This window comes from Acetomicrobium sp. S15 = DSM 107314, from assembly GCF_016125955.1.
In the GTDB taxonomy this organism is placed as follows: Bacteria; Synergistota; Synergistia; order Synergistales; family Thermosynergistaceae; genus Thermosynergistes; species Thermosynergistes pyruvativorans.
Map to the genome: position 1 here is coordinate 1 of NZ_JADEVE010000415.1, position 22,405 is coordinate 22,405.

Genomic DNA, 22,405 nt, shown 5'->3' on the forward strand with positions numbered 1-22,405 from the left:
GGGCCTGGCTCTAAGCTGCCCAAGGAACAGATGGTCTTTTGCCTGGGTCCCTTTGGTGTGGCCACAGACTCAACCAAGAGGTAGTTGACGTATTCTTTGCCGTTTTTGCCCTTGTGTACGGTCTTCCTGATATACATGCCACTACCATAACATACAAACCTGTATAAGTATAAGTCAACACATATATTCTACACCATTAGTCACTATTATGAGTCAAGCCGATATGGCCCTCAGACTTTGCAAGGCTTTCCTGCCACTAAAGGGGCAAAATTGGCCAAAAATCCGGCCTAAGGTGCGGAAGTTGGGGTACCCTTTCAGGCGTAGAGACATTCGGATAAATGTCTCGGAGTTGCCTCAGCTTTCATGCTTAGTCTTAGGTTGCTTTTGTCCTTTATTTTTCGTCAAACACTTCCATTTCAAGTTCATCTAGTAGGCTTAAGCGATAGCATAGTAAGTGTAGTTTATTCTTATGCAACTTGCCTCAATGTACTCGAAGATGACGTTTGGGCTCTCTTTGTGGTAGTTAACTGTTCCTGCTTAAGCAATTCAGTCTAAAGTAGAGCATATTATTTAGCGCGTCTCTACAGCAATAGAGGATGATCTCTAAATCACATAAATAAATTTCCTATTAGACACCAGATACTTATTGCTCCTACAGTAATTCCCTAAGTCTTATGGCAAAGTTATGTTTTGCTAATTATTCTTATTATTAATCTTTCGTTCTTCAACTAATCCATCACCAAAAGAGGGCTCTAAAGTACGCAGTTTCGAATCGTCAAATTCAGCATCGATTCCAGCCAAATACCGGGCTAACCTTTTCCGTTCATCGTAATCATATTCACTATTGAGAGCGATAGTCTCCATGACTGGCGATCCACCGCCGTGGACACCAGCAATCAGATACCATGCTGTCATAGGTGAAGCTCCTACGTTTTCTACAAATTTCCATATTTTTAGGGCTTCCTCGGCGTTGATGTACGGATTCCTCACAATGAACCGTGTTAATTCCTCCCTAGTCTCAGGAGCACCAAAATCTTCAGCAAAAGGAAGTGTCACCGAGATACCACCAGCAACCTCTGTAAGGATATTGTATTCATGATAAATTGACTCCCCCGTCAACCGACGTCCTACATTGGCATAGATTTCGTTGGGGAAAAAAACCCCACTCGAAGTCTTTTTACCATAAACAGCAGCAGCAACTCCCGCCGCATAGGCGAGTTCTGCGGTTCCAACATATTTAGATAGTTTCTCTCTGACATGAAACACCTTATCAACATTGTTAGCTTCAGCTGCCAGCAGCGTGGCACCACACAGAACGTCAGAAAGAGCTGGCTTGCAACCGCAGTAACTATGACGGTGGGAATTAGCAAAGAGAAGAGCAAGCCTTCTACCGTATTGCCATTCCCCGCACATAAAAACCCGTTCCCAGGGAATAAAAACATCGTCAAAAATAATAACCGAATCCGAGACGCCATAGGTACAAAAGGGGGCTACATGTGGCTCGTCTTTATCTCTCAACCAAACGGGACGTGTAACCACTTTGATCCCATCCTCATCGGCAGGCACGGCAAACGCAATGGCATAATCAGCATCCTCTTCTTTTAGCGCCCGTGTTGGTATTACAAAAAAGACATCGGCATATGCTGCCTGAGTAATGGACATTTTTATACCTCGCACCACGACACCGTCTTTTTTCTTCTCCACTACATGAACATAGGAATCGGGATTTTCTTGCTGAGAGGGACGCTTCAGGCGATCCCCCTTGGCATCGGTTTGACAGCAAGTTCCATCCAGATCTTCTAATTGGTACCCTCGCAGGTAAGAAATAAATCGCGCATGATAATCTGTTCCCTCAGCCTCATCAATTTCCTTAGTGTATATAGCCAATGCGTTGATAGCATCGTGCCCCATACAGCGTTGGATGCAACCTCCGACTCTTCGTGCAGCTAAACGGATCGCTTTTTGCTTTTGTAGGAGATCGTAAGGATTCTGAGGCAGGTGATTCCATCGATTAATTTCTTCCCCTGTGACCGATGAAATAGCCGTGGCAAGCCCTTTCCATCTCGGATCCTGTGCAAGATCAAAGGTTACATCCAACACATTTATCCCAGGACGTAGACGAGAGTCATCTCTGCCAACTCGCTGCCCGCCGACATAAATATTGTTCCTCATTGAAAAGAGACGTTCGTGATATTCCTCTTTCGTTCGTAGCATTATTTCTTTCCTCCCATCCTTCGCATAGCAATACATAATATAAACATCGTGAACCTTTACTACCAAAACATTTTTTTTAGAAGATTACTCTCTATGTCTTAAAGTGTCCAACTACTCAGCATATAAATATCCTTCAATTCTAACTTGAACACTCCTTAAGCAGCTCTTTTTCTCTTTTCTGGTAGAATCGTTGTAATGAGCCTTTTGAGATCCTCTTTTAATCACTACAATTCCTGATGTATGAATTTGATATCTTTCATATCAGGAAGCATTTTTCTTTTGCACCTAAGACCTAAACACAGAGCAATAAATTATGTTACCCACAGACAGAGAGTTGCCGGTTCAGTACCTATGAAATATGGGGCCATCTCCCTTCAGATCCGTCGGATGACCGTGGCTATGCCTTGCCCTCCTCCGATACAAAGGGTTATCAGGCCAAACTCTCCCCCACTTCTTTCTAATTCATGTACCGCTTTTGTTAACAGAATTGCACCTGTTGCACCAATGGGATGACCCAGGGCAATGGCTCCACCGTTCGGGTTTACATTCTCAGGTTGCAGCCCGAGCTCTTTCAGGACGGCTAGCGATTGCGCCGCAAAGGCCTCATTTAGCTCGATGACGTCCATATCTTGAAGAGTCACTCCTGCCATTTCTAACGCTTTCGGAACGGCATATACTGGTCCAATTCCCATGTATTTCGGATCAACCGCAACCACGGCTTGTGAAAGAATCCGACACCCCGGAGTCAGCCCGAGAGCGACAGCCTTTTCCTTTTCCATGACCAGAACTGCGGAGGCAGCGTCGTTAAGGCTCGATGCATTACCAGCAGTAACGGTGCCGCTAGGCTTAAAGGCCGGGCTCAATCTTGCCAGAGAATCCAGCGAGGTATCTTCACGGGGACCTTCGTCAGCTTCGACCACTACTGTCTCTTTCCTCGAAGCAATCCCAACGGGTATAATTTGCGATTCAAACCGTTTCTCCTGACGCGCCCTTACAGCTTTCTGATGACTTTTGAGAGCGAAAGCATCCTGCTCTTCTCTGCTAATTCCATATTTTTCAGCGAGATTTTCTGCGGTCAACCCCATATGAATACCCAGCATGGGATCCGTTAACACAGCAACTACACTATCTGTCATTGTAACGTGTCCTAAGCGAGCTCCAGACCGCATGTGATCCGAAAAATATTGTCCATTACTCATACTTTCTGAACCACCAGCCACGCATATGTCGGCCAAGTTAAGCTGAATCAGTCGAGTTGCCTCGTTAATGGCTTCCAATCCTGAGCCACAAAGACGATTCACCGTCACTGCAGGTGTTTCATTTGGGACACCCGCCTTTATGGCGGCCAGCCGGCTGAGATAAGCATTTTCCCCAAGTTGCAAGGTGCATCCCATAATAACGTGATCTACTTCAGAGGGAGAAAGACCAGTTCTTTTAAACAGGGCTGCGATGACCTTGGCACCCATATCTGAAGCGCTCAGTGAGGATAAACCTCCCATAAAGCGACCGATAGGTGTTCTAACAGCATCTATGACAACGACTTCGCGCATTTTCCTTCGTCCTCCTTTCGAAGTTCAGGCGTCAGCGCCTTTCTCGGTGGCGTAACGCCGTTCGATATTTTGATCTTCTCCAACAATAGCTCGAACGACAAATATGTTATTCGGTGGGCATCCTTGTGCATAGGTCCCCCGCCCTTGTAAATAGCGCGCACAAATGCCGACAAGGACCGTATTTTCTCTTTTTGCCCCCTCGGGGAGCGATTTTTCGTCAAGGGGGCCAGCAATTATGTACTTGCCCTCCAGGCTGCCTTCAAGGCCCTGGCTTTTGAGGTCCATAATTGAGCTTATAACCGTGTTCCTACACCCCGTACAGGCTCCTTCAGTCATCAGAAGTTTGAAAGGAGGTACTCCTTCCAGTTCAGTTTCGCTTGCTCGTTTGAACCGCTTTTCAACCTCCTCAATTGTCGCACCGCCAACCACTTGAATCTTATCAAGGTCCATTTCTCCAATGCCTCTGGCTGCGGCCCTGACAGTTATCATCACCTCTTTCGGATCATAGCCCATGATCCGGCTTCCCACGGCATCGGCTGCTACCAAGTCCTTCGAGGCCAGGACCAAACCCATGGACACGGGAACCCCAAATATCGGTCCCAATCCCTCTTGGCCAATAGTAGCATCCACTACAGTCATCAACTTGGGCCTTAATGTCATAACAAGATCGACGACCCCTTCTAAAAGCCCCTTTTGGTGAAAAGCCCTTTTTGTCGACTCGTCAAGGAGACCTTTCAAATTCTTCATGCTCAGGGTTACTTCTGTCTGGTCGTGAGTCTTCAAAACAGGAACGCTGATAATGGCATTCGCCTTTCGTACCAGCTCAAACGAGCCCAACTCTGAAAAGACTACGCGACCGTCAGGTACCTTGATCTTTGCCCCCGGGCTCTTTTTCAGGTCGACGACCTTGTAACCCATCTCGCGCAGTCTATCGTATTCACCAGCTTCAACAACTTTTTCTGTATCGACTCCGACCGCTGAACTTTCGGCAATAACCGGCCTCGCTCCTCTCTCCTTCACAAGGTCTGCGACAGCCTTACAAACCTCCCACCGAGTGATTGCCCCCGTCAGCCGGCCTGCCGGAACTGCGACAAGGTTTGGTTTAATGAGAACTAGGTCTCCGGGTTTAACGATATCTTCCAGTCCACCAGTTAATTCTATCGAACGACGAACAGCCTCAGCTATTCCTCTTTCGTCATCATGCGTCACCCTTACAAGGGACACTACGCTCATAGTCTACCCCGCCTGTACGTGCACATTCTTAACATGGTTTTTGCTGTCCCGTATTTCACTGTTTTTTAAAATTGGGCTTTCGCTTTTCCAAAAAAGCCCGCATGCCCTCACGGCTGTCATCATGTCTAAAACATCTGCCAAGGGCCTGGTTTTCTATCTCCAACCCTTCCTGAGGAGGCAAGCTTCTGCTGCTGTTCAAAACCTGCTTGGCACAGCCAAGGGCGTTTCTGCTTTGTGCGGCCAGATCTCTCGCGAAGGAAACAGATTCCTCCAAAAGCCGGTCCGCTGGGAATACACGATGAATGAGCCCCCAGTTTAGGGCCTCTGCTGCATCTAATTTACGACCAGTAAGTATCATATCTTTTGCCCTCGCATGACCAACAATAGACGGAAGCCTTTGAGTGCCTCCAAAACCTGGAATAATCCCAAGGAGGATCTCTGGGAGTGCCACCTGAACATTTTCGGCAGCAAATCTGAAATCGCAAGAGAGCGCCAGTTCCAGTCCCCCGCCAAGGGCATAACCATTTAACACAGCTATGATAGGTTGCGACGCGCCTTCTATCATGTTGAAAAGCTCATAGCCGCTCCGAGAGAAGGCCATCGCTTCCTCGGGTGTGAAATTCACCAAAGCAGAAATATCTGCCCCAGCCGCGAAGGCTTTCCCCTTGCCCGTCAGCAGAATTACCCTTGCTGATGCACTCTTAGAAGCTGCGTCAAATGCTTCTTTCAATTGTTGCACAATCTCTGAGTTCAACGCATTCAAAGTTCTGGGACGATTGATGGAAAACACCCACACCCCGTCGCCAATATCTTCTACAATTACTGCTTTACTTTCATCAGATACGGTCATGTTTTCCGCCTCCAATTGACTCCTCCCTTAATTCTAACCCCAGGCTCATACTCCCCTTTTTAGGCTTCACGCCCGTTGAGGAAGTCATATCACAAGTGTGTCTTTGTGCTCCGGCCTGCAAGCCAGTTCATGAGTCATAGCTGCAGAATAATCGATAACATTATCAACCTTCTTTCTAAGGTGATAGACAATGGGTTTGGACCTTCAAAGACTCTACATATTCATCGCAATTTTTTATAGGATCGCCATACCTTCAAGACTCGCCCAATCTATTCATAGATGAAAAATCCTCGCTTTGTCTTGCGCCCCAAGAAACCAGCCCTGACATTTTTGCGCAGCAACGGACAGGGACGATACTTAGAATCCCCAAATTCCCGATACAGTGTTTCCATGACTGCTAAGCAAACGTCAATACCGATCAAGTCTGCCAGGGCAAGAGGCCCAATAGGGTGATTGGCACCTAATGTCATCCCTTTGTCGATGTCCTCGGCGGATGCAACGCCTTCCATTAGAGCATATGCAGCTTCGTTGATCATTGGAACCAATATACGATTGACGACAAACCCTGGAGACTCTTTGACTACAATTGGCGTCTTCTCAAGAGACTCTACAAAGGCCTGGGCTTTTATTACCGTCTTGTCACTCGTAAAAAGTCCCTTGACTATCTCAACAAGCTTCATTACTGGTGCAGGGTTAAAGAAATGGATGCCAAGAAACCGTTCTGGAAAACTAGTAACCTTTGCTAATTCCGTAATGCTTAGAGCAGAGGTATTAGTTGCAAAAATGGTTTCTGGCTTAGGTTTCAGCTCTTCTATTTTACGGAAGACCTCTTTTTTGATCGCCATATCTTCGATTATTACTTCTATTATTAGATCCACCTCTGAAAGGATCTCAGATATATCCGTAATAGGTATAATCTTTTCGAGAACACGATCCGCCCTCTCTGCTGTTAATTTTCCTTTCTGAACAGCACGATTTAGCTCGGAAGCCACTTTCTCTTTGCCCTCTTCGGCACGCTCCAACCCGCCAACAAGGAAAACCGTCTTCCCTGCAGCGGCACAAACTTGAGCTATTCCAACCCCCATAGTTCCAGCTCCGTAAACTAAGACTTTATCCAAACGACTCGCTCTCCTTAATATAGTCTCTGCTGGATTAGGCTAAGTCACGCAAGCCCATATTTTAGGATATTTTCATCAACGCTCTTCTGTATGGCCTGTAAGACCTCCGAAAAAACATCATCCTTGAAGAGGTGTTGGTATCTTTTCTGCATTTTGAGGTATTCTTCAACCGGCACAGGTTTTATCTTCTTCACGGAGATGAGTTCTCCTTTTTTAAATTCGACAATGGGGAAGATTCCCGTTTCAACAGCTTTTCTGGCCAACTCAACCGTCTCCGATGGATCGAAACCCCAGCCAAGATTACAGGGAGTTAATATAAGAAGTACGGCTGGACCAGGGGTCTCGATTCCTTTCCTAACCTTCTTGCACAATTCCACCGGATCAGAAATACTCGCCGTAGCAACATAGGGAGCATCGTGGGCCAGGGCAATTGCGACCAGATCTTTCTTCGGAACCATCTTTCCAAAAGAGTCCCCAGCGACCGGGGTTGTCGTTGTGTCTGCGCCAAAGGGTGTTGCGCTGCTCCCCTGAATTCCGGTATTCATATAGGCCTCATTGTCGTAGCAAATGTAGAGAATGTCATCTTTTCTCTCAAGCATTCCCGAAAGGGAACCCATGCCGATATCATACGTCCCGCCGTCGCCGCTTATCACAACTACCTTCGTGCCCTTTGGGTTTCCCTTTGCGTTAAGTGCCGCTAATACTCCTGTCGCAATGGCGGGTGAATTTTCGAAAAGAGAATGTATCCAAGGTACCTCCCAAGAGGATCCCATAAAGGGGCTTGTAAACGTCTCTAGACATCCTGTCGCTGAAACAACGATCGTATTGCTTCCGGTTTCCCGAAGGATGAGCTTTACCGCCAATGCACACCCACAACCGGGACATGCTCTATGTCCTGGCGCTAATAGTTCCTTCACTTCCTTTTGCTCCATATACATGGTCATCTTTTTCATTTTACCTCCGTCCCAAAAAACTCATAATTAAGGCCCATCCAGACGGTCTCCCTTTCTCTATAGCCTTGTTCTGCCTTCCTGCAGGCGATGTCTACAATCTCCTTGATGATTCTGCGGTTTACATCCTTACCTCCCAAGCCAGCCATAAAGGGCACGATAATGGGTTGGTTGGGGCTTCCGTAAAAAGCGCTTTTGACTTCAGTCGCCAGAACCCCCCCCATGTTAACGCTGAGGCTTTTGTCCAGAACTGCCACCAAAGGCACTTTGCCACAAGCCTCAAGAAGCTCTTCTTTTGGGAAGGGGCGAAAGGTCCTTACTTTTACCAGGCCGACCTTACGTCCTTCGGCTCTAAGCTCGTCTATAGCAGCGCGTATAGTCGAAACCAGAGATCCCATAGCGATAAGTACCATTTCGGCATCTTCTGTGCAATAAGTGTCGATGAGATCGCCGTCGAAATGCCCAAAGACCTCCCTATACTCTGCAGCGACACTCCTTATCTTTTCCTTAGCCCTATCTTGGGCACGCATGAGTGCATAACGGTATTCCATCAACACGTCCTGGTCGGCGTATGAACCATAAGTTAAGGGTTTATCGGGATCTAGTTTCTGAACAGGCTTAAAGGTTCCCGCAAATTCTGAAACAGCTTCTTCCGGGAATATTGTAACCGGCTCATACGAATGGCTGATAACCCAACCATCCATACACACAAGCAACGGCAACTGGACCTCAGGATCTTCCGAAATGCGAAAAGCTTGCACATGGGCATCATAAGCCTCTTGCAGGCTCTCCACGTGAATTTGAAGAGCGCCGGTATCTCGAAGACTCATACTGTCCTGATGATCCGGCTGTATTGTTATAGGGTGAGAAACAGTCCGATTAACAACTGTCATCACCACTGGCAGGCGCGTAGAAGCCATCGCATAAATGACTTCCGTCATCAAAAGAATTCCCTGGGAAGCAGATGCAGTATACGCTCGCGCTCCAGTCGCGCTTGCTCCATAGACTACAGATGCGGCAGAAAACTCAGAATCGGCCCGGACGAATTGACTCTTTAGCCGTCCGGATGCTACAAACCTCGCCAAGTTCTCGAGGATATGCGTCTGCGGGGTAATGGGATAGACAGAAATGACTTCTGGCCGACAGGCACAAACAGCCTCTGCCACCGCCCTCGACCCCTCGAGGATAGCTGTTTTGCCTTTCATTTTTGCTCAACCTCCTTAGTTATAGCCTGGACTGGGCATTCGCGCATACAAACGAGACAACCCTTGCAGTAGAAAAGATTGACTTCAGCGCCATCGGCACCCATATTCATACATGAGTCAGGGCAGAAATCAACGCACCTACCACATTTGATACATTTATCCTTATCCACGACAGGACGAAAGGCCCTCCATTTCCCAGTCTCAAGCTTCTTGGATTCACCAGCCTTACACACTCCCCCAAGCGGCAGGCCCATCACTTACCACCTCCAACTTCTTCGAAGGCCTTGCGAACGGCCAGAATATTACTTTCCGCCACTTCTTTAGGAAACCTTTCCGAGACGACTTTTTCGATAGCGTCAACCCCAATAAGGCCCGTTATGCGTGCCAGGGCTCCTATAAGTGCCGTGTTCATAATGGGACGTCCAATAGTTTCAATCGCAATCTTTGTGGCAGGCACGAAAAACACCTTGACGTCATCGCGGTCTAGTGCGATAGGACTTTCTGCATTCACTAAGACAATTCCTCCCTTCTTCAATCCGGTCAGAACATCCACTACATCCATAATTGAAGGATCCTGAACAACAACTATATCCGGTTCTTCGATCTTCTCTCGCAAACGAATCGGCGTATCGGAGATCCTTGCATAAGCTTGAACGGGGGCGCCTCTGCGCTCTCCGCCTCCTCCTAAATAAGGAAAGGCTTGAGCAAACTTACCTGCGGCAAACGCAGCCGCAGCTATCATTTCAGCCATTGCAACCGATCCCTGACCACCTCTGCCGTGTATTCTAATTTCCACAAACAATACAAATCACCTCTTTCTGCTTTAGCTCAAAAGAAATCTCAATTTTTACCTACTTTATCTAAAAACTCTGCACCATAAGTCACCAATCACTGACTTTTCCATCTATCAGATCTTAACTGTTATCTTTTGTCTTCCAAGCATAAATTAATTTGCTTTTAAGATGAACAAATCTTGTCTTGGTATCAAAAATGCTATCTTATCAACTAATTATTTCTACCTCCAGCCATAAGTTTGGCCTGTGCCTGTCGCTTAAGCAAAAATAATGAAATTGGAACTAACAGTCCACCTAAACCTAAGATGGCAAAAGATGGACCCCAAAATGTAGCATAAACTGGGGAAACAAGACCATTATATGCTTGAAGAATAGCCCCAAAAGCTAAAGGCGCAATTATAGTCGTAAAATATCCTACAGCTGATTGAAACCCCAGGCATAAACCACAAGTTTTTGGTGATACCATCTCTGTAAGTCCTGCTTTATAAAGTGCCGAGTCAGCAACCACCCAAAATCCGATCCAAGCGGCAACTACTATTACAAATCCTATTTTATAGGTATATATGTACCCAAGTCCGAACTCCGCAACTAAACTAAAACAAGCTGCTAAAGCGATAGCCCGAATCCTGCCTATTCTATCTGAAACTACTCCCCATATCCATGACGCCGGAGCACCCAGGAGGATAATACAGGCAGCTACTATTCCAGCCCAAGTAGCAGCGCGATCAGGTTTCATTCCACTACTTACAGCTACAGCAGTCATAAATGGCCCTATCCATCCCCAGAAAGCATATTGTTCCCACATATGGCCCATATATCCAAGGGATATTAGAAGTGGCCCCATTATATTCCTAGGTAACTTTGCTGACACTGTAGTGTTATTATTGCAAGATACCATTTGAGATTTAATTTGAATTGTGAACGCAGACTCTTCTGGAGTCGGAGCTTCAGAAACAAATAGAGATACTATTAATGCACCAATGAATGCTGGTAGCGATGTCCATAAAATCCCAGTTCTCCAACCATATATTCCCGCAATGGGAGCAGCCACAAAATATCCTCCAGCATACGCTGCAACAAGCGCAGCTGTATACAAACCCAATACACCTCCACGCCTCTGCGGCGGGAACCAACGTGACAAAAGCGCTATACCCGGGACATATATGGCACCAGCTGATAGCCCGGTTAACAACCGAAATATCATGATACTTATTTTGCTACATGCGCCCCATACGAAAAGCGTAGAAAAAATCCCTGTGCTTAGCGTAGCCCAGAACACTATCCTCTTTAAGCCAATCTTATCGCCAAGCCAACCACTAAATACCACAATGACCACATATCCGGCTTGAAAACATGACAAAATCAATCCAGTATCCTGAGATGTTAAGTTAAATTCTTCAATAATGTATTTCGAAACAGCTGAAAAATTATACCATGGCATATAACCTAACAACATAGAAATTACCATTGCAAATAGAGTACGTCGTGCTTGTGTTTCTCTAATCAAATTTACCCCTCCATAAAACACGGAAAAGGACACTTCAAAGTTAATCGTACGCAACATATTTTGTATCATGCTGCCTCAAACTTTCCAACGAAAGTAAATTTGTCAAGTTTTAGGTAATAATCCTAAACAAAGGACTACATAGTTTAAAAAGTATATCATTGTCTGTGATAGATGTAGCCTTAAGACTTATCAACTTAGTACCTTGATATCTTATAAGACAAAAGTCCTGCTATCTTAACTTGGAAAAATGTTGCGGCGGTTTATGAAGTTCTGTAGTGTAAAGAGATAACCGCCGCCATCCAAGTCACCAACTTTACTTTAAGACGTACCTTTGTCGATCATAAGCCCCTCAAGGAGCAGGCCTATTTAGATCTCAACTTCCCTTGATTATGGTACAAGGACAAAGGACCGCCATCAAACTTCGCTTTAAAGCGCATTCCAACAATGTCGAATTAACCTAAATCAATTTATCAATCATACTTTGGGAACAAAGAGGTCTGATGCCCCTTGCGGTGAAACCTTTATATCAGGCTCATTCTCTTTAACATGATTAATAACCCACTCAGCCCATTTGACCTTCTTGCGCATAAGATCCATGTGGTTTTCATCAGCAACAAAAGGAGAATAGTAATTAGCAGTGGGAGCAGGTTCAAATTTTAAATAGCAAGGGGAATATATTTTAATAACTTCTGGCGCATCGTAAATACGATTGGCTCCACCATAAGAATCGAATGTCCAGATATAAAAATCAATTGGTATATCGGTAACTTTGCGGATCGAAGCCAATTGAGGTAAGGAAAGATCAGAAATAGGATTAAAGGAACTTGCTCCAATCTCTTGAGCTAAACGGGCACCGCAGGCAGAGCTTACGCCAGCCCACACCGAAAATTTAATCGCCACATCTTTTGGAAACTCGTTGATTTCTTGGAGTTTTTTGACCATAGCCAGCACTCCCCAATCAACCAACATAAACCCACGAATGCCAAGTTCATACATAGAAAGTATATCAGTAAGGACTTTTCTTACTTCATCGGATCCTCGATGATTAAGACCTCCACACCTTTGGCCATCTGGTGTTATAAATTGGCGACCCATGTCCCATGCGTTTCGTGGCCCTGGGACAGCTATTACTTCCATTTTTTCTTCAGCTGCCATCTGAGCAAAGTCTCTTAGCTCCGCCTTATCAAATAGAGTACCACCCTGGCAAAAAGAAATCAGGCGATGAACAGGAACATTTCTTTTGTGTCGCTCATCGATGAGAGCCTTCAATACCTTAGGGCCTTCGACTCCTGACATTTCAATCCTATAATGACAACCATCCGGAAAAGTTTTGCCGCTTTTAGGTAGGTCGTACAAATCTCTTCCTGGAATCCCAACCTTTTCCATAAGCTCAGATGCTTTTGACAGTTTCATTTCAATGCCTCCTTTAAAGTTATAGTTAAATAATACCCTAGGAAAAATAAATCTTTGAGCTTTTATTGTAGTTACTTAAATGCTTTTGTCCAAAAATTTTTAGACCCTTTAAAAATACTATTTTATCTGCAATAGTTCTCAATATTTCTTATTGTTAATAGTGCACTTTTGGCAATAACAAAATGTTTCCTGCGTAAAGGCATTTATGCTCCTATATTATAACACAGATCTAAAGGATCATGATATTCAATCCTGCAAACCCTAGAGCATCCTCTAAAAGGATCAAAGAAGATGCTCTAGGGTTTTTCAGTCTACTTCAAAGCCTCTTCATGGTATGAAGTATGCAAATTTCCCATCCTCCTAACGGCCATGTAATCCCCTGGCTGCTACGAAAGCTATCCCGTGCTTGGTCAGGCTTTCAGCGGTGCGGTTTAAGGCTATGTGCTTGAGCATATAATTCTTCTCGAGGCTTTCCCAATGACCGGAGGCTATGACCTCCTCTTTGGCGCGGAAGTAATCGAGTATATCGGAGGGGTGATCCAGAGAAGATTCGTCCTCGAAGTCGCCTCCCTCGTGTTTGGCCGATATGTTGGGCACCGTCACGGCTACTTCTACCAATTCGTCCCTGCGGCAGTATGGTTGGCGCACGATGCTTTTGGCTGTTTCGGTTATGTGGTGTTCTATGCGCACCTGGTCTTCAAATCCGAGGTCGCGCCTGATCTGCGCCGCGGTCTTTATCGTGGCGGCGTTGACGGAGTTTGAGAGGTTTATGCCAGAAAGCGCAGTCGTGCCGTCTTCCCTCGCCAAGAGGCGAGCCGCGGTGAGGGTCCACAGGAAGGAGTAGGGGTTGTCGATGCCCTTAAATACGGAGATCTTGAACTTTATATTCACGCCGAGCTTGTAGAGCAAAAGCGCAAGGAGGATGGTGCCTTCGTTAACGTTGAGCACCTCTTGCACCCCGTAGTTCGTGTAGTAATATAGGAACTCATCTACCCATGCCAGGGCGTGCTCGTTCGGCTGTCCGATGCCTCCGAAATAGCCGGTTATCGTCTCTGGCCCCATCAGGTGAATGTTAGACCCGTCCGTCCCCTTGGTGTCGAGGGTCTCGACACAGCTCGCCCCCGCCATCTCCGTGGCCGCGTGCACCGCTAAGAGGTCGCCGTCTTTGACCTGTTCCCTCATGTTGCGTACCCGTATATATCGCCCGGGCATGAGTTCGCCCTTCTCTATTGCCCTCTTGGCCTCAGCTATAAACCATGGGAAGTATTGCAGGGCGCTGATTTCAAGCGTAACGGCACTGCTTTCGTCCGGAAGCTCGGCGCCTGCTCCTTCGCCTGAGACTTTCTTTCGAAAGTCCGAGATCGATACGAAGGCTTTGCGTTCTTTTTGCTCCTCAAGCCACTCGAGGTCTTTTACGTAGGAAGGCTCTACACGTTTAAGGCGAGCTATGAGGTTTTCTACCTTCCGTGCCTCTTTTGCCCTCTCGTTTATCTCCTGAGGTGTGTCATATTTTTTGATCACGTTGACGAGGCTTTGGACGACGCTGTTCTTTTTGCTGGATAGATAGGTATTGATCTCGGCTACGCCTTTCTCTCCCAGGCAGCACATTTCACTCGACATGGTATCTTACCCCCTACTCTATTAATTTTTTTCACGCTTTGCGTGCGCTCCCCGCAAGTCCTTTTACTGCCGGCTCCTCTTGGTCTAACGCTCGCTTATCCACGCTACCGATGCTTCGTCTGATATAAAGGTCTGACTCTCTCAGGTTAACAAGGCGCAAACTGCCCTCTTGCCCCTCAAAATCGGCAAAGAGCATGACTGTTGGACGCACCAAGTCGCCTGGAAAGGTTGAAACCACCACGCCCACACTGCCGTCTGAGAGCTCCACAGTGACCCCTGGAGGATATAGTCCGAGCGACAAAAGCAGCTCTCTGACGACACCGGGGTCGAAGTGATTGCCGGCATCTCCTACTATTATGGAAATCGCATTTTTCGGTGATTCGGCTTCCTTGTATATCCTGTTCGTGGTGAGCGCGTCAAATACGTCTGCTACGGCGGCTATCCTTGCAGGAAGCGGTATCGCTTCGCCTCTTAGCCTATCTGGGTAACCGTTTCCGTTCCATCGCTCGTGATGACCTCGTACGACGGTCAACACTTCTTCGTCTCTTATCCCCTGCTGCAGCGCCAACTCGAAACCTTTTACGGGATGGGTCTTTATTATGGCAAATTCGGCGTCAGTCAATCTGGCGGGTTTATTCAATATGTGCAAAGGGACCTTAGCCTTGCCAAGGTCGTGAAGGAGGATCCCCGTCGTTATCTTATTTACAAGAACATTGTCGCCTGGGCGCAGCCTGGAGGCCAGAAAGCCGGAGAGCAATGCCACGTTGAGCGAGTGCACGAATGTATATTCATCCCATTGCCGCATCTTATAGAGCGACAACGTAATCGCCTTAGAGCTGAGGATCTCCTGTGCGAGGATATGACCCGTAGAGAGAAGCGGCTCGAAGAGGCCTTCGGTCATCCCATCACTTGCTATCCTTCGGTAGACGTCACCGAGCTGCCTCACGGCCTGGCAGGCTAAGGCGCGGTCTATTTGCTTGACCGGCCCTCTAATCCTTTGGATTAGCTCTTCTAAGTCCCGAGCCGAAGGGGTTTTCTCGACGAAAACCCTTATGTGCGTAACCCCTTCAGATTTAAGCCTCTGGACGAGCCTCTTTTTGGCGCTCCCAAACCAGGACAAATCTACCCCTTTTGGGAGCAAGAGAACTTTCTTGGCAGAGACTATATCCTCCGCCAGAACGAAGTCGCGCGTCGCTATATCCTCTACTGGTATTTCTTGCGCCGACAACGGCTGCTCCATGGCCGCTCCTTAAATTCCTTAAAATGATAAATTGTATTTTAATTATACCAAAATATCGCGCCTTGTGCTTTGGTCGTGAGCGACGCTTGCAAATCGAAGACAAGCGCATTGAAATGGCCTTTATAGAGCAGGCACAAACCGAGGCATAGATGAGACAAACAGGCTGCGCCGCCTGAGCTTTCAGCTGTGTAATGTTGCTCGTGACAGATGAAGGTCAGGCGAGCTTCTTCAAGGTGGGCAATGCGCTTACCCACAGAGCAGGCAGAGCAAGGGTGTTTTGCCTATTTTGCGCTGTTTTGCGCTGTGTCTGTGGCGGTAGAGGCATACTTCCTCTCCATGGCGAGCAGGCCCTTTAGGTTCACGATATCGGTGAACTCGTCAAACGATACGAGTTTCTCTTCCAGCCCTTTGGAGCTTCCGGTCTTTTTGAGGTGCGACAGGGCTTCGATCATGCCCTTTGTGGCCGAAAAAAGCGGCGTCAGGGCGAAGACGATGTATTTGAAGCCCATACTTTCTGCCTCTTCCACAGAAAAGAGCGGGGTCTTCCCTCCCTCTATGAGGTTTAACATCAGCGGCGCGTCGATTTCGCTCACCACCCGTTCCATCTGTTCTTTCGATTCCAATGCTTCTACGAAAACCATATCCACGCCCAGGGCTGCGGCTGCGTTGCCGCGGGCGATGGCTTCTTCTATGCCTGTTACGGCCACGGCATCCGTTCGGTATATGATGACGAAGTCGGGGTCGAGCTCGCGCTTGGCGTCGATTGCGGCCTCGAGTTTCCCCTTCATCTCATCCCAACCGATGACCTCCTTCCCCTCCATGTGGCCGCACCTTTTAGGCCATCTCTGGTCTTCGATGAACAGTCCGGCAGACCCTGCCCATATATACTCCTGCACGGTGCGGTAGACGTTCAAGGGGTTTCCGTATCCCGTATCGGCGTCTCCTAAAACCGGGATGGAGACCGCCCTGGCTATGCTCTTTACGCGATGGCACATTTCGGTGAAGTCCAAAAGGCCTATATCTGGGGCTCCCAAAAGCGTCGCGGCTGTGCCGAAGCCTGAATGGTGGACCACCTCAAAGCCGCACAGCTCGGCGATGCGCGCGCTCAGGGCGTCGTAGACGCCAACTCCCACCAGCGCACCGGGTTTTTTCAAGCGTTCCCTCAAAAGCGTGCTCTTTCTTTCCCCTGACATTATATTACCTCCATAAATGTATGCTCAATGCATGATCGACGGAAGCCATGTGCTCATAGGCGGATAAGCGATGGCCAGGATCAACATGGCCACCATGAGGATCATGAACGGAAAGACACCCTTTACTATTTCTCCCATTGTTATATCATCTCTGATCCCATGGATTATGTAGAGGTTCACTCCCACGGGAGGTGTTATCAGCGCCATCTCCAAGTTTATGACCAGTACGACGGCGTACCATATGGGATCTATCTGGAGCGCTCCCAAGATCGGGGCTACCAGAGGCATCGTAAGGAGCACGATCGATACGGTCTCCAAAATGCACCCCAACCCCAACATGAGGATGTTCATGGCTATGACAAAGCCAAGGGGTGAAAGTCCGGCGTCTATGACCATCTGGGTGAGCTGTTGAGGAATCTCGAGCAGCGTCATTACTCTGCCGAATAGGAGAGCGCCGGCGATGATCATAGCGATCATGCACGAGGTTCCGACAGAGCGCAAGCATACCCCGGGCAAGTCTTTGAGCGAAAGAGTTCTATAGACGACGAGTGTGATGAATAGACTGTATATCAGGCCGACAGCTGCGGCCTCTGTCGGGGTGAACACCCCGGTGTAAATGCCTCCCATTATGATGATAGGGAGAGCTATCCCCCACAGGTTCTTTCTTGTGACTCGAAAGCGCTCTTCCCATGAGGCCGGCTCGTAAGCGCGGTAACCTCCTCCTCGGCTTCGAATGATGGCGTAGATTACGAATATGGCGGTGAGCACGAGTCCCGGAATGATGCCGGCCATGAAGAGCTTACCCACCGACTCTTCAGTTACGGCACCGTATAGGATCATAGGTATGCTGGGTGGGATCAGGATGCCGAGTGTCCCTCCCGCGGCCAAAAGACCCAAAACGAAACGCCTCTCATATCCTCGTTCGGTTAGCGCGGGGAAAGCTACCATGCCTATCGTAGCCGCAGTAGTGGCGCTTGAACCTGTGATCGCGGCGAAAAAGGCGCAACTCAAGATCGTCGCTATAGCAAGCCCTCCTGGAAAATGTCTTACCCAGGCGTTCATTACATCAAAGAGGTCATCTCCGACTCTGCCGTCGAGCAAGACTTGGCTCATCAGGACGAATAGAGGCACAGCCAATAGGACGAAACTGTCTAACGAAGAGAATATGCTCTGTCCCACGATCTTAAGCGGAAGATCGAAGGCGACGATGAGAGCAAGTGATGCCGTCCCCAAGGAAAAAGCCACTGGCAGGCCTATGAAGAGCAGAGCGAGGAGCAGCATTACTACGAAGAGAAACGTCATCATGGCACATCCACCCCGCGTTTTGTGTTTTCAAGTCTATCTATCAATCCTGCGGCAAACTGCACTGAAAGCAGGAGAAACCCCACAGGGAGCGACGTCTGGGGTATCCACATGGGAAAACGAAGCGGTGTGGCCGAGAGTTTGTGGTATTTAAACGCTGCCATTACCATTTCATACCCCTGATACGTAACGACGATGGAAAAGATCAGACCCAACGCTCCCGTGAGTATCTCGAGTTTCCTTCTGGCGGCGGGGGAGAGGTGGGATATCAGGAGATCTATATGGACGTGCTTGCCCTGTTCGAGCGTATAGGCGGCGCCGGCAAACATCGTCCACATAAAGAGATATATGGAAACCTCTTGGACCCACGATGTAGGTGCGTTAAAAATATACCGCATTATAACTTCATAAAAAAGGATCAATCCCAAGACCAACATGCCGATACCGCTGGCATAACCCATGGCATTATTGAGCCTGACGATGAACCTTCTTGCGCGCATTTTCATCTCGTCATTCGCTCCTTCTGTGTTGACAAAGGCATCATTTAAAAGTGGGCAAACGCCGCGCCTCCTTTCAACGTCTGCCTGAAAGGTTTTGCGAGTCGACCGAGCGGCCCGAAGCAGTGATTCGCTGCTTCGGGCCGAGAGGCGAAAAACTCGGTCACTGTATGGAGAGGGCTATGTCTAAAAGCTGCTTACCCAAGGTGCCGCTCTGCTTGAGGAATGTTTCGCGCACCTTCATGGTTGCGTCAGCAAAGGCTTTGTGCTCCTCAGGAGTTAGCGTCGTAATTTGCAGGCCGTATTCTTCGAGAAAGCGCTGCGCCTCATTTTCGGAATCAGCTATGGCGCTCCTTATCCACTCTTCGGCATCGTTGCCAGCTTTTAGGAGCACTTCTTTTGTGGACTCGGGAAGCTTCTTCCACCAGGGGAGGTTCGCCTGGACCATGAATTGCGCCGTGGAGTAGTTGCAGAGAGTCATATATTTGAGGACCTCGTGAAGCTTTCTGGAAACCGCGGCTGGCATGCCGGTGGTTACACCGTCAATCGTCCTCCTTTGAAGAGCCATATACATCTCGGACGAGCTTATTACGACGGGGCTTCCGCCCAATGCCTCTATGGAATCCGCCGATCCTTTGCTGAAGGCCCGGATCTTGAGCCCTTTGAAATCCTCGGGCTTCCTCAAGGGCCTTACATTATTGAAGAACTGCACGAAGCCGTAGTCAACCCAGAATACTACCTTAGCTCCCATCTCCTGGAACGCTTCATCGAGCAGCTTCCCGCCGCCGGCTTTGAAGAATTTTCCTGGCGAGGATAAGTCGGCGAATACAAAGGGCATCTCAAAGATGTCGGCCGCTGGAATCATGCCTGACCACTTGTTTACAGGCACAACCCCGAGCTCTACGAGGCCGTTCTGAAGCGCCTCGACGATCTCTGCGTCGCTAAAGAGTTGGGCAGAGTGGAGCACCTTGATCTCCACCTCTCCATTTGAATACTCCTTGACCTTCTCGGCGAAGAGGTCCATGCCCTTGGAGATGTGGTGCGACGGCGGAAGCTGGTTTGAAAGCCTATAGCTTTCAACGGCATCGCTATCACCTGCTGCTGCGCCCAACAGAATAAAAGCTGCCAAAAATGCCAACCCCTTGAATCTCACTTTCATCACCCTCCTATGTGCGATCTCTTGCGCTGTGTGTCCAACGCTTCGTCCTTGAGCAAGAATTATATAACATATCTCGTTGGCCTATCTACCTTGCGCGTCGCTCAAGTGATCATCGGCGGTTTGTGTTAGAATTTTTAAAGCAGTTACGAAATATATGGGACCGTAAATGACCGATTGGAGGTAAGGCTATGACAGAGCTCTTTTCCGCAATTTCCATACGCGATGTCACGCTCAAAAACAGGATCGTCATGTCGCCCATGTGTCAATATTCAGCGACATCAGGAATGGCGGGCGATTGGCACCTGGTGCACTATGGCTCCAGGGCCATCGGGGGTGTCGGGCTGTTGATCGTCGAGGCCACGGCGGTAGAAGCGCGCGGCCGTATCACCCCCGGCGATTTAGGTCTGTGGGATGACGGACAGATCGAGCCAATGACTAAGTTGGCGAGCTTTATCCACGCACAGGGGTCGAAAGTTGGGGTGCAGCTTGCCCACGCGGGACGGAAGGCGAGCATGGACCTGCCATGGAGGGGTGAGCGACCGCTCAAAACCGACGAAGGAGGATGGCCCGTCGTCGGGCCGAGCTCTGTCCCCTTTGGGCCGGGATACCCCACGCCTCAAGTCCTGGACGAGGGCGCGATAAAAGGGGTCGTTTTGTCGTTCGCCGAGGCGGCCCGACGTGCTCATCGTGCCGGTTTCGACTTGATCGAGATACATGCGGCTCACGGCTACCTCATTCACCAATTCCTATCTCCTTTGAGCAACAAAAGAACTGACCGCTACGGCGGCTCCCTGGAAGGCAGAATGAAGTTCGCCCTTGAAGTCGCCGAAGCCGTGCGGGATGCCGTTCCTGATGGGATGCCGCTCTTCTTCCGCATATCCGCGACCGACTGGGTCGATGGCGGATGGGACTTGGAGCAATCCTTGGCGCTGGCTTCGGCCCTCAAGGAGCGCGGCGTAGATTTGATAGATTGTTCTTCAGGAGGGCTTGTACCCGATGCCAAAGTCCCTGCTAAGCCAGGTTATCAGGTACCTTTCGCCTCGAAGATACGCAAAAGAGCAGGCATTATGACGGGAGCAGTTGGCATAATAACGGAGCCGCTCCAGGCCGAAGGTATCGTGAGCTCTGGTGACGCGGACGTGGTCATTTTGGGGAGGGCGCTGCTTAGAAATCCTCACTGGCCCCTTCATGCCGCGACAACCTTAGGCGAGGATATCGATTGGCCCCTCCAGTACCTGAGAGCCAAGCCCAAGTGAAGACAAGCAGTAGATCGGCTTAGCTTTCGTTGGCCGCGGTCCACTTTACGAGCGCTTTTTAAGCTGACCCCAGCGCTCGTGCCATGCCCATTTGGCCACAAAGAACGATGCCGCGAATATCGATAGCGAAAATACCCTCAAAGATGCGATGACTCCTGCAGATGAGGAGATATGCCCTACGAAGATGGGGAAGAGGAAGAAGATTAAGCTGTAGAGGAACCAAAACAACGACGACAATCTTGCCCTCAAGCGAAGAGGCACCACGTCCCCTACGAGTGATACGTGTACGGGATAACCGAATCCCATAGAGAGGCCGTAGGCGGCTCCACATATGGCGAAGTGCCAGTTGTTCGAGGAGAACGTGGCAGTTAATATGGCGAGGGCCATAATGCCGAAGGATGGAGCCGCTATGGCTTTTCTGGGGAGCCTGTCCATGGCGCGAAAACAGAGAAGGCGCACGCCTATGGCCGCAAAGGCGTAGGCGGAGAGGAAAGACGAGGGGATTAAACCCTTTATCATGCTGATGCTTGCAATAAAAAGGATAAAGGCGTCGGATACGCCCAGGAACGCCACGGAGATCAGAAGAGCCCTGACATCTGGCATCCTGAGCAAAGCTGCCCAACCTTTCATCCCCTTAGACTTGCCTGGGGCGTTCTCCTGCTCCTCGGGCAAATCGATCTTGACAAAGTAAGACGCCAGGGCCAAAAACGGTGGTATCCATGGATAGATGGAGTTGAACCCCTTGTGGAGGAAGAAATCGGCGATGGGCGTAAAGACGAGCATGGAGGCCATGGAACCTGCCGAAGTCAAAGCGAACGAGCCTCCCCTCTTGTCATCGGGGACGGCTATCATTTGCGCTGTCGATATGGCCACCAGGAGCACGCCGAAGGCGATGCCCGACATGGCGCGAAAGCACAAGATAAGCGCGACTGAGCTTCCAGATAGTGCTATCCCGATGGCGCTGCAAAAACAGATGAGAGTGGAGGCCTTAAGCACACGTCGTAGTCCCCACATCTCGATGAATTGTGCGGTGAAAGGCCTCCCGATCGTGGAGGCCCCGAAATATATCCCCATTACCCAACTTATGAGCTTGATATCGACGATGCCCATTTTATCCAGATATGACGGTAGAAGGAAGTAGGTGTTGCTATAGCTCAACATTAGGAAATTTACAATTACAAACCTCCACAATAACCCGTTCACAGGGTATCGAGCTCCTCGGCTGACTGGCCAAAGATATGTTAAAGGCATACGTGTAAGTTCATTATAAGCCGTATAAGTCTATTCTTTACCGTTAGCGGTAT

General features: G+C 48.7%; 19 protein-coding genes. 1 reads left to right on the top strand and 18 read right to left on the bottom strand.

What is annotated here, in order from left to right:
• Nucleotides 1-693: 693 nt before the first annotated feature.
• From EZM41_RS12005 to dctP, 17 genes are all read right to left on the bottom strand, one after another.
• Entirely contained in the window at nucleotides 694-2,214 is a 1,521-nt protein-coding gene (locus tag EZM41_RS12005) for a 4-hydroxyphenylacetate 3-hydroxylase N-terminal domain-containing protein (RefSeq protein WP_198471303.1), read from the bottom strand.
• A gap of 374 nt (nucleotides 2,215-2,588) precedes the next feature.
• Nucleotides 2,589-3,764, bottom strand: a complete 1,176-nt coding sequence (locus tag EZM41_RS12010; protein WP_198471304.1) for a thiolase family protein — start codon at nucleotides 3,762-3,764, stop codon at nucleotides 2,589-2,591.
• A 24-nt stretch (nucleotides 3,765-3,788) separates the two neighbouring features.
• Nucleotides 3,789-4,997 (bottom strand): DUF362 domain-containing protein, encoded by a 1,209-nt coding sequence (locus EZM41_RS12015; protein ID WP_198471305.1) that lies wholly within the window; start codon nucleotides 4,995-4,997, stop codon nucleotides 3,789-3,791.
• A gap of 55 nt (nucleotides 4,998-5,052) precedes the next feature.
• The gene (locus EZM41_RS12020) at nucleotides 5,053-5,847 is read right to left on the bottom strand and encodes an enoyl-CoA hydratase/isomerase family protein (RefSeq protein WP_198471306.1); all 795 of its coding nucleotides are present in this window, start codon (nucleotides 5,845-5,847) and stop codon (nucleotides 5,053-5,055) included.
• Nucleotides 5,848-6,116: 269 nt separating this feature from the next.
• Nucleotides 6,117-6,965: a 3-hydroxyacyl-CoA dehydrogenase family protein gene (locus EZM41_RS12025; RefSeq protein WP_232619366.1), complete on the bottom strand. Its 849-nt coding sequence runs from the start codon at nucleotides 6,963-6,965 to the stop codon at nucleotides 6,117-6,119.
• 44 nt (nucleotides 6,966-7,009) lie between these two features.
• The gene (locus tag EZM41_RS12030; protein ID WP_198471307.1) at nucleotides 7,010-7,918 is read right to left on the bottom strand and encodes a thiamine pyrophosphate-dependent enzyme; all 909 of its coding nucleotides are present in this window, start codon (nucleotides 7,916-7,918) and stop codon (nucleotides 7,010-7,012) included.
• The gene (locus tag EZM41_RS12035) at nucleotides 7,915-9,120 is read right to left on the bottom strand and encodes a transketolase C-terminal domain-containing protein (RefSeq protein ID WP_198471308.1); all 1,206 of its coding nucleotides are present in this window, start codon (nucleotides 9,118-9,120) and stop codon (nucleotides 7,915-7,917) included. The genes EZM41_RS12030 and EZM41_RS12035 overlap by 4 nt, the downstream gene beginning before the upstream one ends.
• Nucleotides 9,117-9,374, bottom strand: a complete 258-nt coding sequence (locus tag EZM41_RS14835; RefSeq protein ID WP_198471309.1) for a 4Fe-4S binding protein — start codon at nucleotides 9,372-9,374, stop codon at nucleotides 9,117-9,119. Before EZM41_RS14835 ends, EZM41_RS12035 begins: the two co-directional genes overlap by 4 nt.
• Nucleotides 9,374-9,916, bottom strand: coding sequence for a 2-oxoacid:acceptor oxidoreductase family protein (locus EZM41_RS12045; RefSeq protein WP_342449334.1), 543 nt, complete (start codon nucleotides 9,914-9,916; stop codon nucleotides 9,374-9,376). Before EZM41_RS12045 ends, EZM41_RS14835 begins: the two co-directional genes overlap by 1 nt.
• A 209-nt stretch (nucleotides 9,917-10,125) precedes the next feature.
• The gene (locus EZM41_RS12050) at nucleotides 10,126-11,421 is read right to left on the bottom strand and encodes an MFS transporter (protein WP_198471311.1); all 1,296 of its coding nucleotides are present in this window, start codon (nucleotides 11,419-11,421) and stop codon (nucleotides 10,126-10,128) included.
• Between the two features lie 474 nt (nucleotides 11,422-11,895).
• On the bottom strand, nucleotides 11,896-12,834 hold the full coding sequence (locus EZM41_RS12055) for a U32 family peptidase (RefSeq protein ID WP_198471312.1): 939 nt from the start codon (nucleotides 12,832-12,834) through the stop codon (nucleotides 11,896-11,898).
• Nucleotides 12,835-13,194: 360 nt separating this feature from the next.
• Entirely contained in the window at nucleotides 13,195-14,454 is a 1,260-nt protein-coding gene (locus EZM41_RS12060; protein ID WP_232619367.1) for a hypothetical protein, read from the bottom strand.
• 31 nt (nucleotides 14,455-14,485) lie between these two features.
• Nucleotides 14,486-15,694 (bottom strand): HD-GYP domain-containing protein, encoded by a 1,209-nt coding sequence (locus tag EZM41_RS12065; RefSeq protein WP_198471313.1) that lies wholly within the window; start codon nucleotides 15,692-15,694, stop codon nucleotides 14,486-14,488.
• A gap of 281 nt (nucleotides 15,695-15,975) precedes the next feature.
• Nucleotides 15,976-16,887 carry an isocitrate lyase/PEP mutase family protein gene (locus EZM41_RS12070; protein ID WP_198471314.1) on the bottom strand — a complete coding sequence of 304 codons (912 nt, stop codon included), beginning with the start codon at nucleotides 16,885-16,887 and terminating at the stop codon, nucleotides 15,976-15,978.
• A gap of 24 nt (nucleotides 16,888-16,911) precedes the next feature.
• A complete protein-coding gene (locus EZM41_RS12075) occupies nucleotides 16,912-18,192 on the bottom strand; it encodes a TRAP transporter large permease (RefSeq protein WP_198471315.1) in 1,281 nt (426 codons plus the stop codon).
• Nucleotides 18,189-18,695, bottom strand: coding sequence for a TRAP transporter small permease subunit (locus EZM41_RS12080; RefSeq protein WP_198471317.1), 507 nt, complete (start codon nucleotides 18,693-18,695; stop codon nucleotides 18,189-18,191). The genes EZM41_RS12075 and EZM41_RS12080 overlap by 4 nt, the downstream gene beginning before the upstream one ends.
• A gap of 154 nt (nucleotides 18,696-18,849) precedes the next feature.
• On the bottom strand, nucleotides 18,850-19,845 hold the full coding sequence (dctP, locus tag EZM41_RS12085; RefSeq protein WP_198471319.1) for a TRAP transporter substrate-binding protein DctP: 996 nt from the start codon (nucleotides 19,843-19,845) through the stop codon (nucleotides 18,850-18,852).
• 188 nt (nucleotides 19,846-20,033) lie between these two features.
• Between dctP and EZM41_RS12090 the strand changes: the two genes are divergently transcribed.
• Nucleotides 20,034-21,101 (top strand): NADH:flavin oxidoreductase/NADH oxidase, encoded by a 1,068-nt coding sequence (locus tag EZM41_RS12090; protein ID WP_198471321.1) that lies wholly within the window; start codon nucleotides 20,034-20,036, stop codon nucleotides 21,099-21,101.
• A gap of 45 nt (nucleotides 21,102-21,146) precedes the next feature.
• On the opposite strand, the gene EZM41_RS12095 is transcribed toward EZM41_RS12090, so the two are convergent.
• On the bottom strand, nucleotides 21,147-22,304 hold the full coding sequence (locus EZM41_RS12095) for an MFS transporter (RefSeq protein WP_198471323.1): 1,158 nt from the start codon (nucleotides 22,302-22,304) through the stop codon (nucleotides 21,147-21,149).
• Nucleotides 22,305-22,405 lie beyond the last annotated feature (101 nt).

Excerpts from the sequence above, each read along its gene's own strand:
- EZM41_RS12005 (WP_198471303.1), bottom strand. The coding sequence starts at position 2,214 with ATGCTACGAACGAAAGAGGAATATCACGAACGTCTCTTTTCAATGAGG.
- EZM41_RS12010 (WP_198471304.1), bottom strand. The coding sequence starts at position 3,764 with ATGCGCGAAGTCGTTGTCATAGATGCTGTTAGAACACCTATCGGTCGC.
- EZM41_RS12015 (WP_198471305.1), bottom strand. The coding sequence starts at position 4,997 with ATGAGCGTAGTGTCCCTTGTAAGGGTGACGCATGATGACGAAAGAGGA.
- EZM41_RS12020 (WP_198471306.1), bottom strand. The coding sequence starts at position 5,847 with ATGACCGTATCTGATGAAAGTAAAGCAGTAATTGTAGAAGATATTGGC.
- EZM41_RS12030 (WP_198471307.1), bottom strand. The coding sequence starts at position 7,918 with ATGAAAAAGATGACCATGTATATGGAGCAAAAGGAAGTGAAGGAACTA.
- EZM41_RS12035 (WP_198471308.1), bottom strand. The coding sequence starts at position 9,120 with ATGAAAGGCAAAACAGCTATCCTCGAGGGGTCGAGGGCGGTGGCAGAG.
- EZM41_RS14835 (WP_198471309.1), bottom strand. The coding sequence starts at position 9,374 with ATGGGCCTGCCGCTTGGGGGAGTGTGTAAGGCTGGTGAATCCAAGAAG.
- EZM41_RS12055 (WP_198471312.1), bottom strand. The coding sequence starts at position 12,834 with ATGAAACTGTCAAAAGCATCTGAGCTTATGGAAAAGGTTGGGATTCCA.
- EZM41_RS12060 (WP_232619367.1), bottom strand. The coding sequence starts at position 14,454 with ATGTCGAGTGAAATGTGCTGCCTGGGAGAGAAAGGCGTAGCCGAGATC.
- EZM41_RS12065 (WP_198471313.1), bottom strand. The coding sequence starts at position 15,694 with ATGGAGCAGCCGTTGTCGGCGCAAGAAATACCAGTAGAGGATATAGCG.
- EZM41_RS12070 (WP_198471314.1), bottom strand. The coding sequence starts at position 16,887 with ATGTCAGGGGAAAGAAAGAGCACGCTTTTGAGGGAACGCTTGAAAAAA.
- EZM41_RS12075 (WP_198471315.1), bottom strand. The coding sequence starts at position 18,192 with ATGATGACGTTTCTCTTCGTAGTAATGCTGCTCCTCGCTCTGCTCTTC.
- EZM41_RS12080 (WP_198471317.1), bottom strand. The coding sequence starts at position 18,695 with ATGAAAATGCGCGCAAGAAGGTTCATCGTCAGGCTCAATAATGCCATG.
- dctP (WP_198471319.1), bottom strand. The coding sequence starts at position 19,845 with ATGAAAGTGAGATTCAAGGGGTTGGCATTTTTGGCAGCTTTTATTCTG.
- EZM41_RS12090 (WP_198471321.1), top strand. The coding sequence starts at position 20,034 with ATGACAGAGCTCTTTTCCGCAATTTCCATACGCGATGTCACGCTCAAA.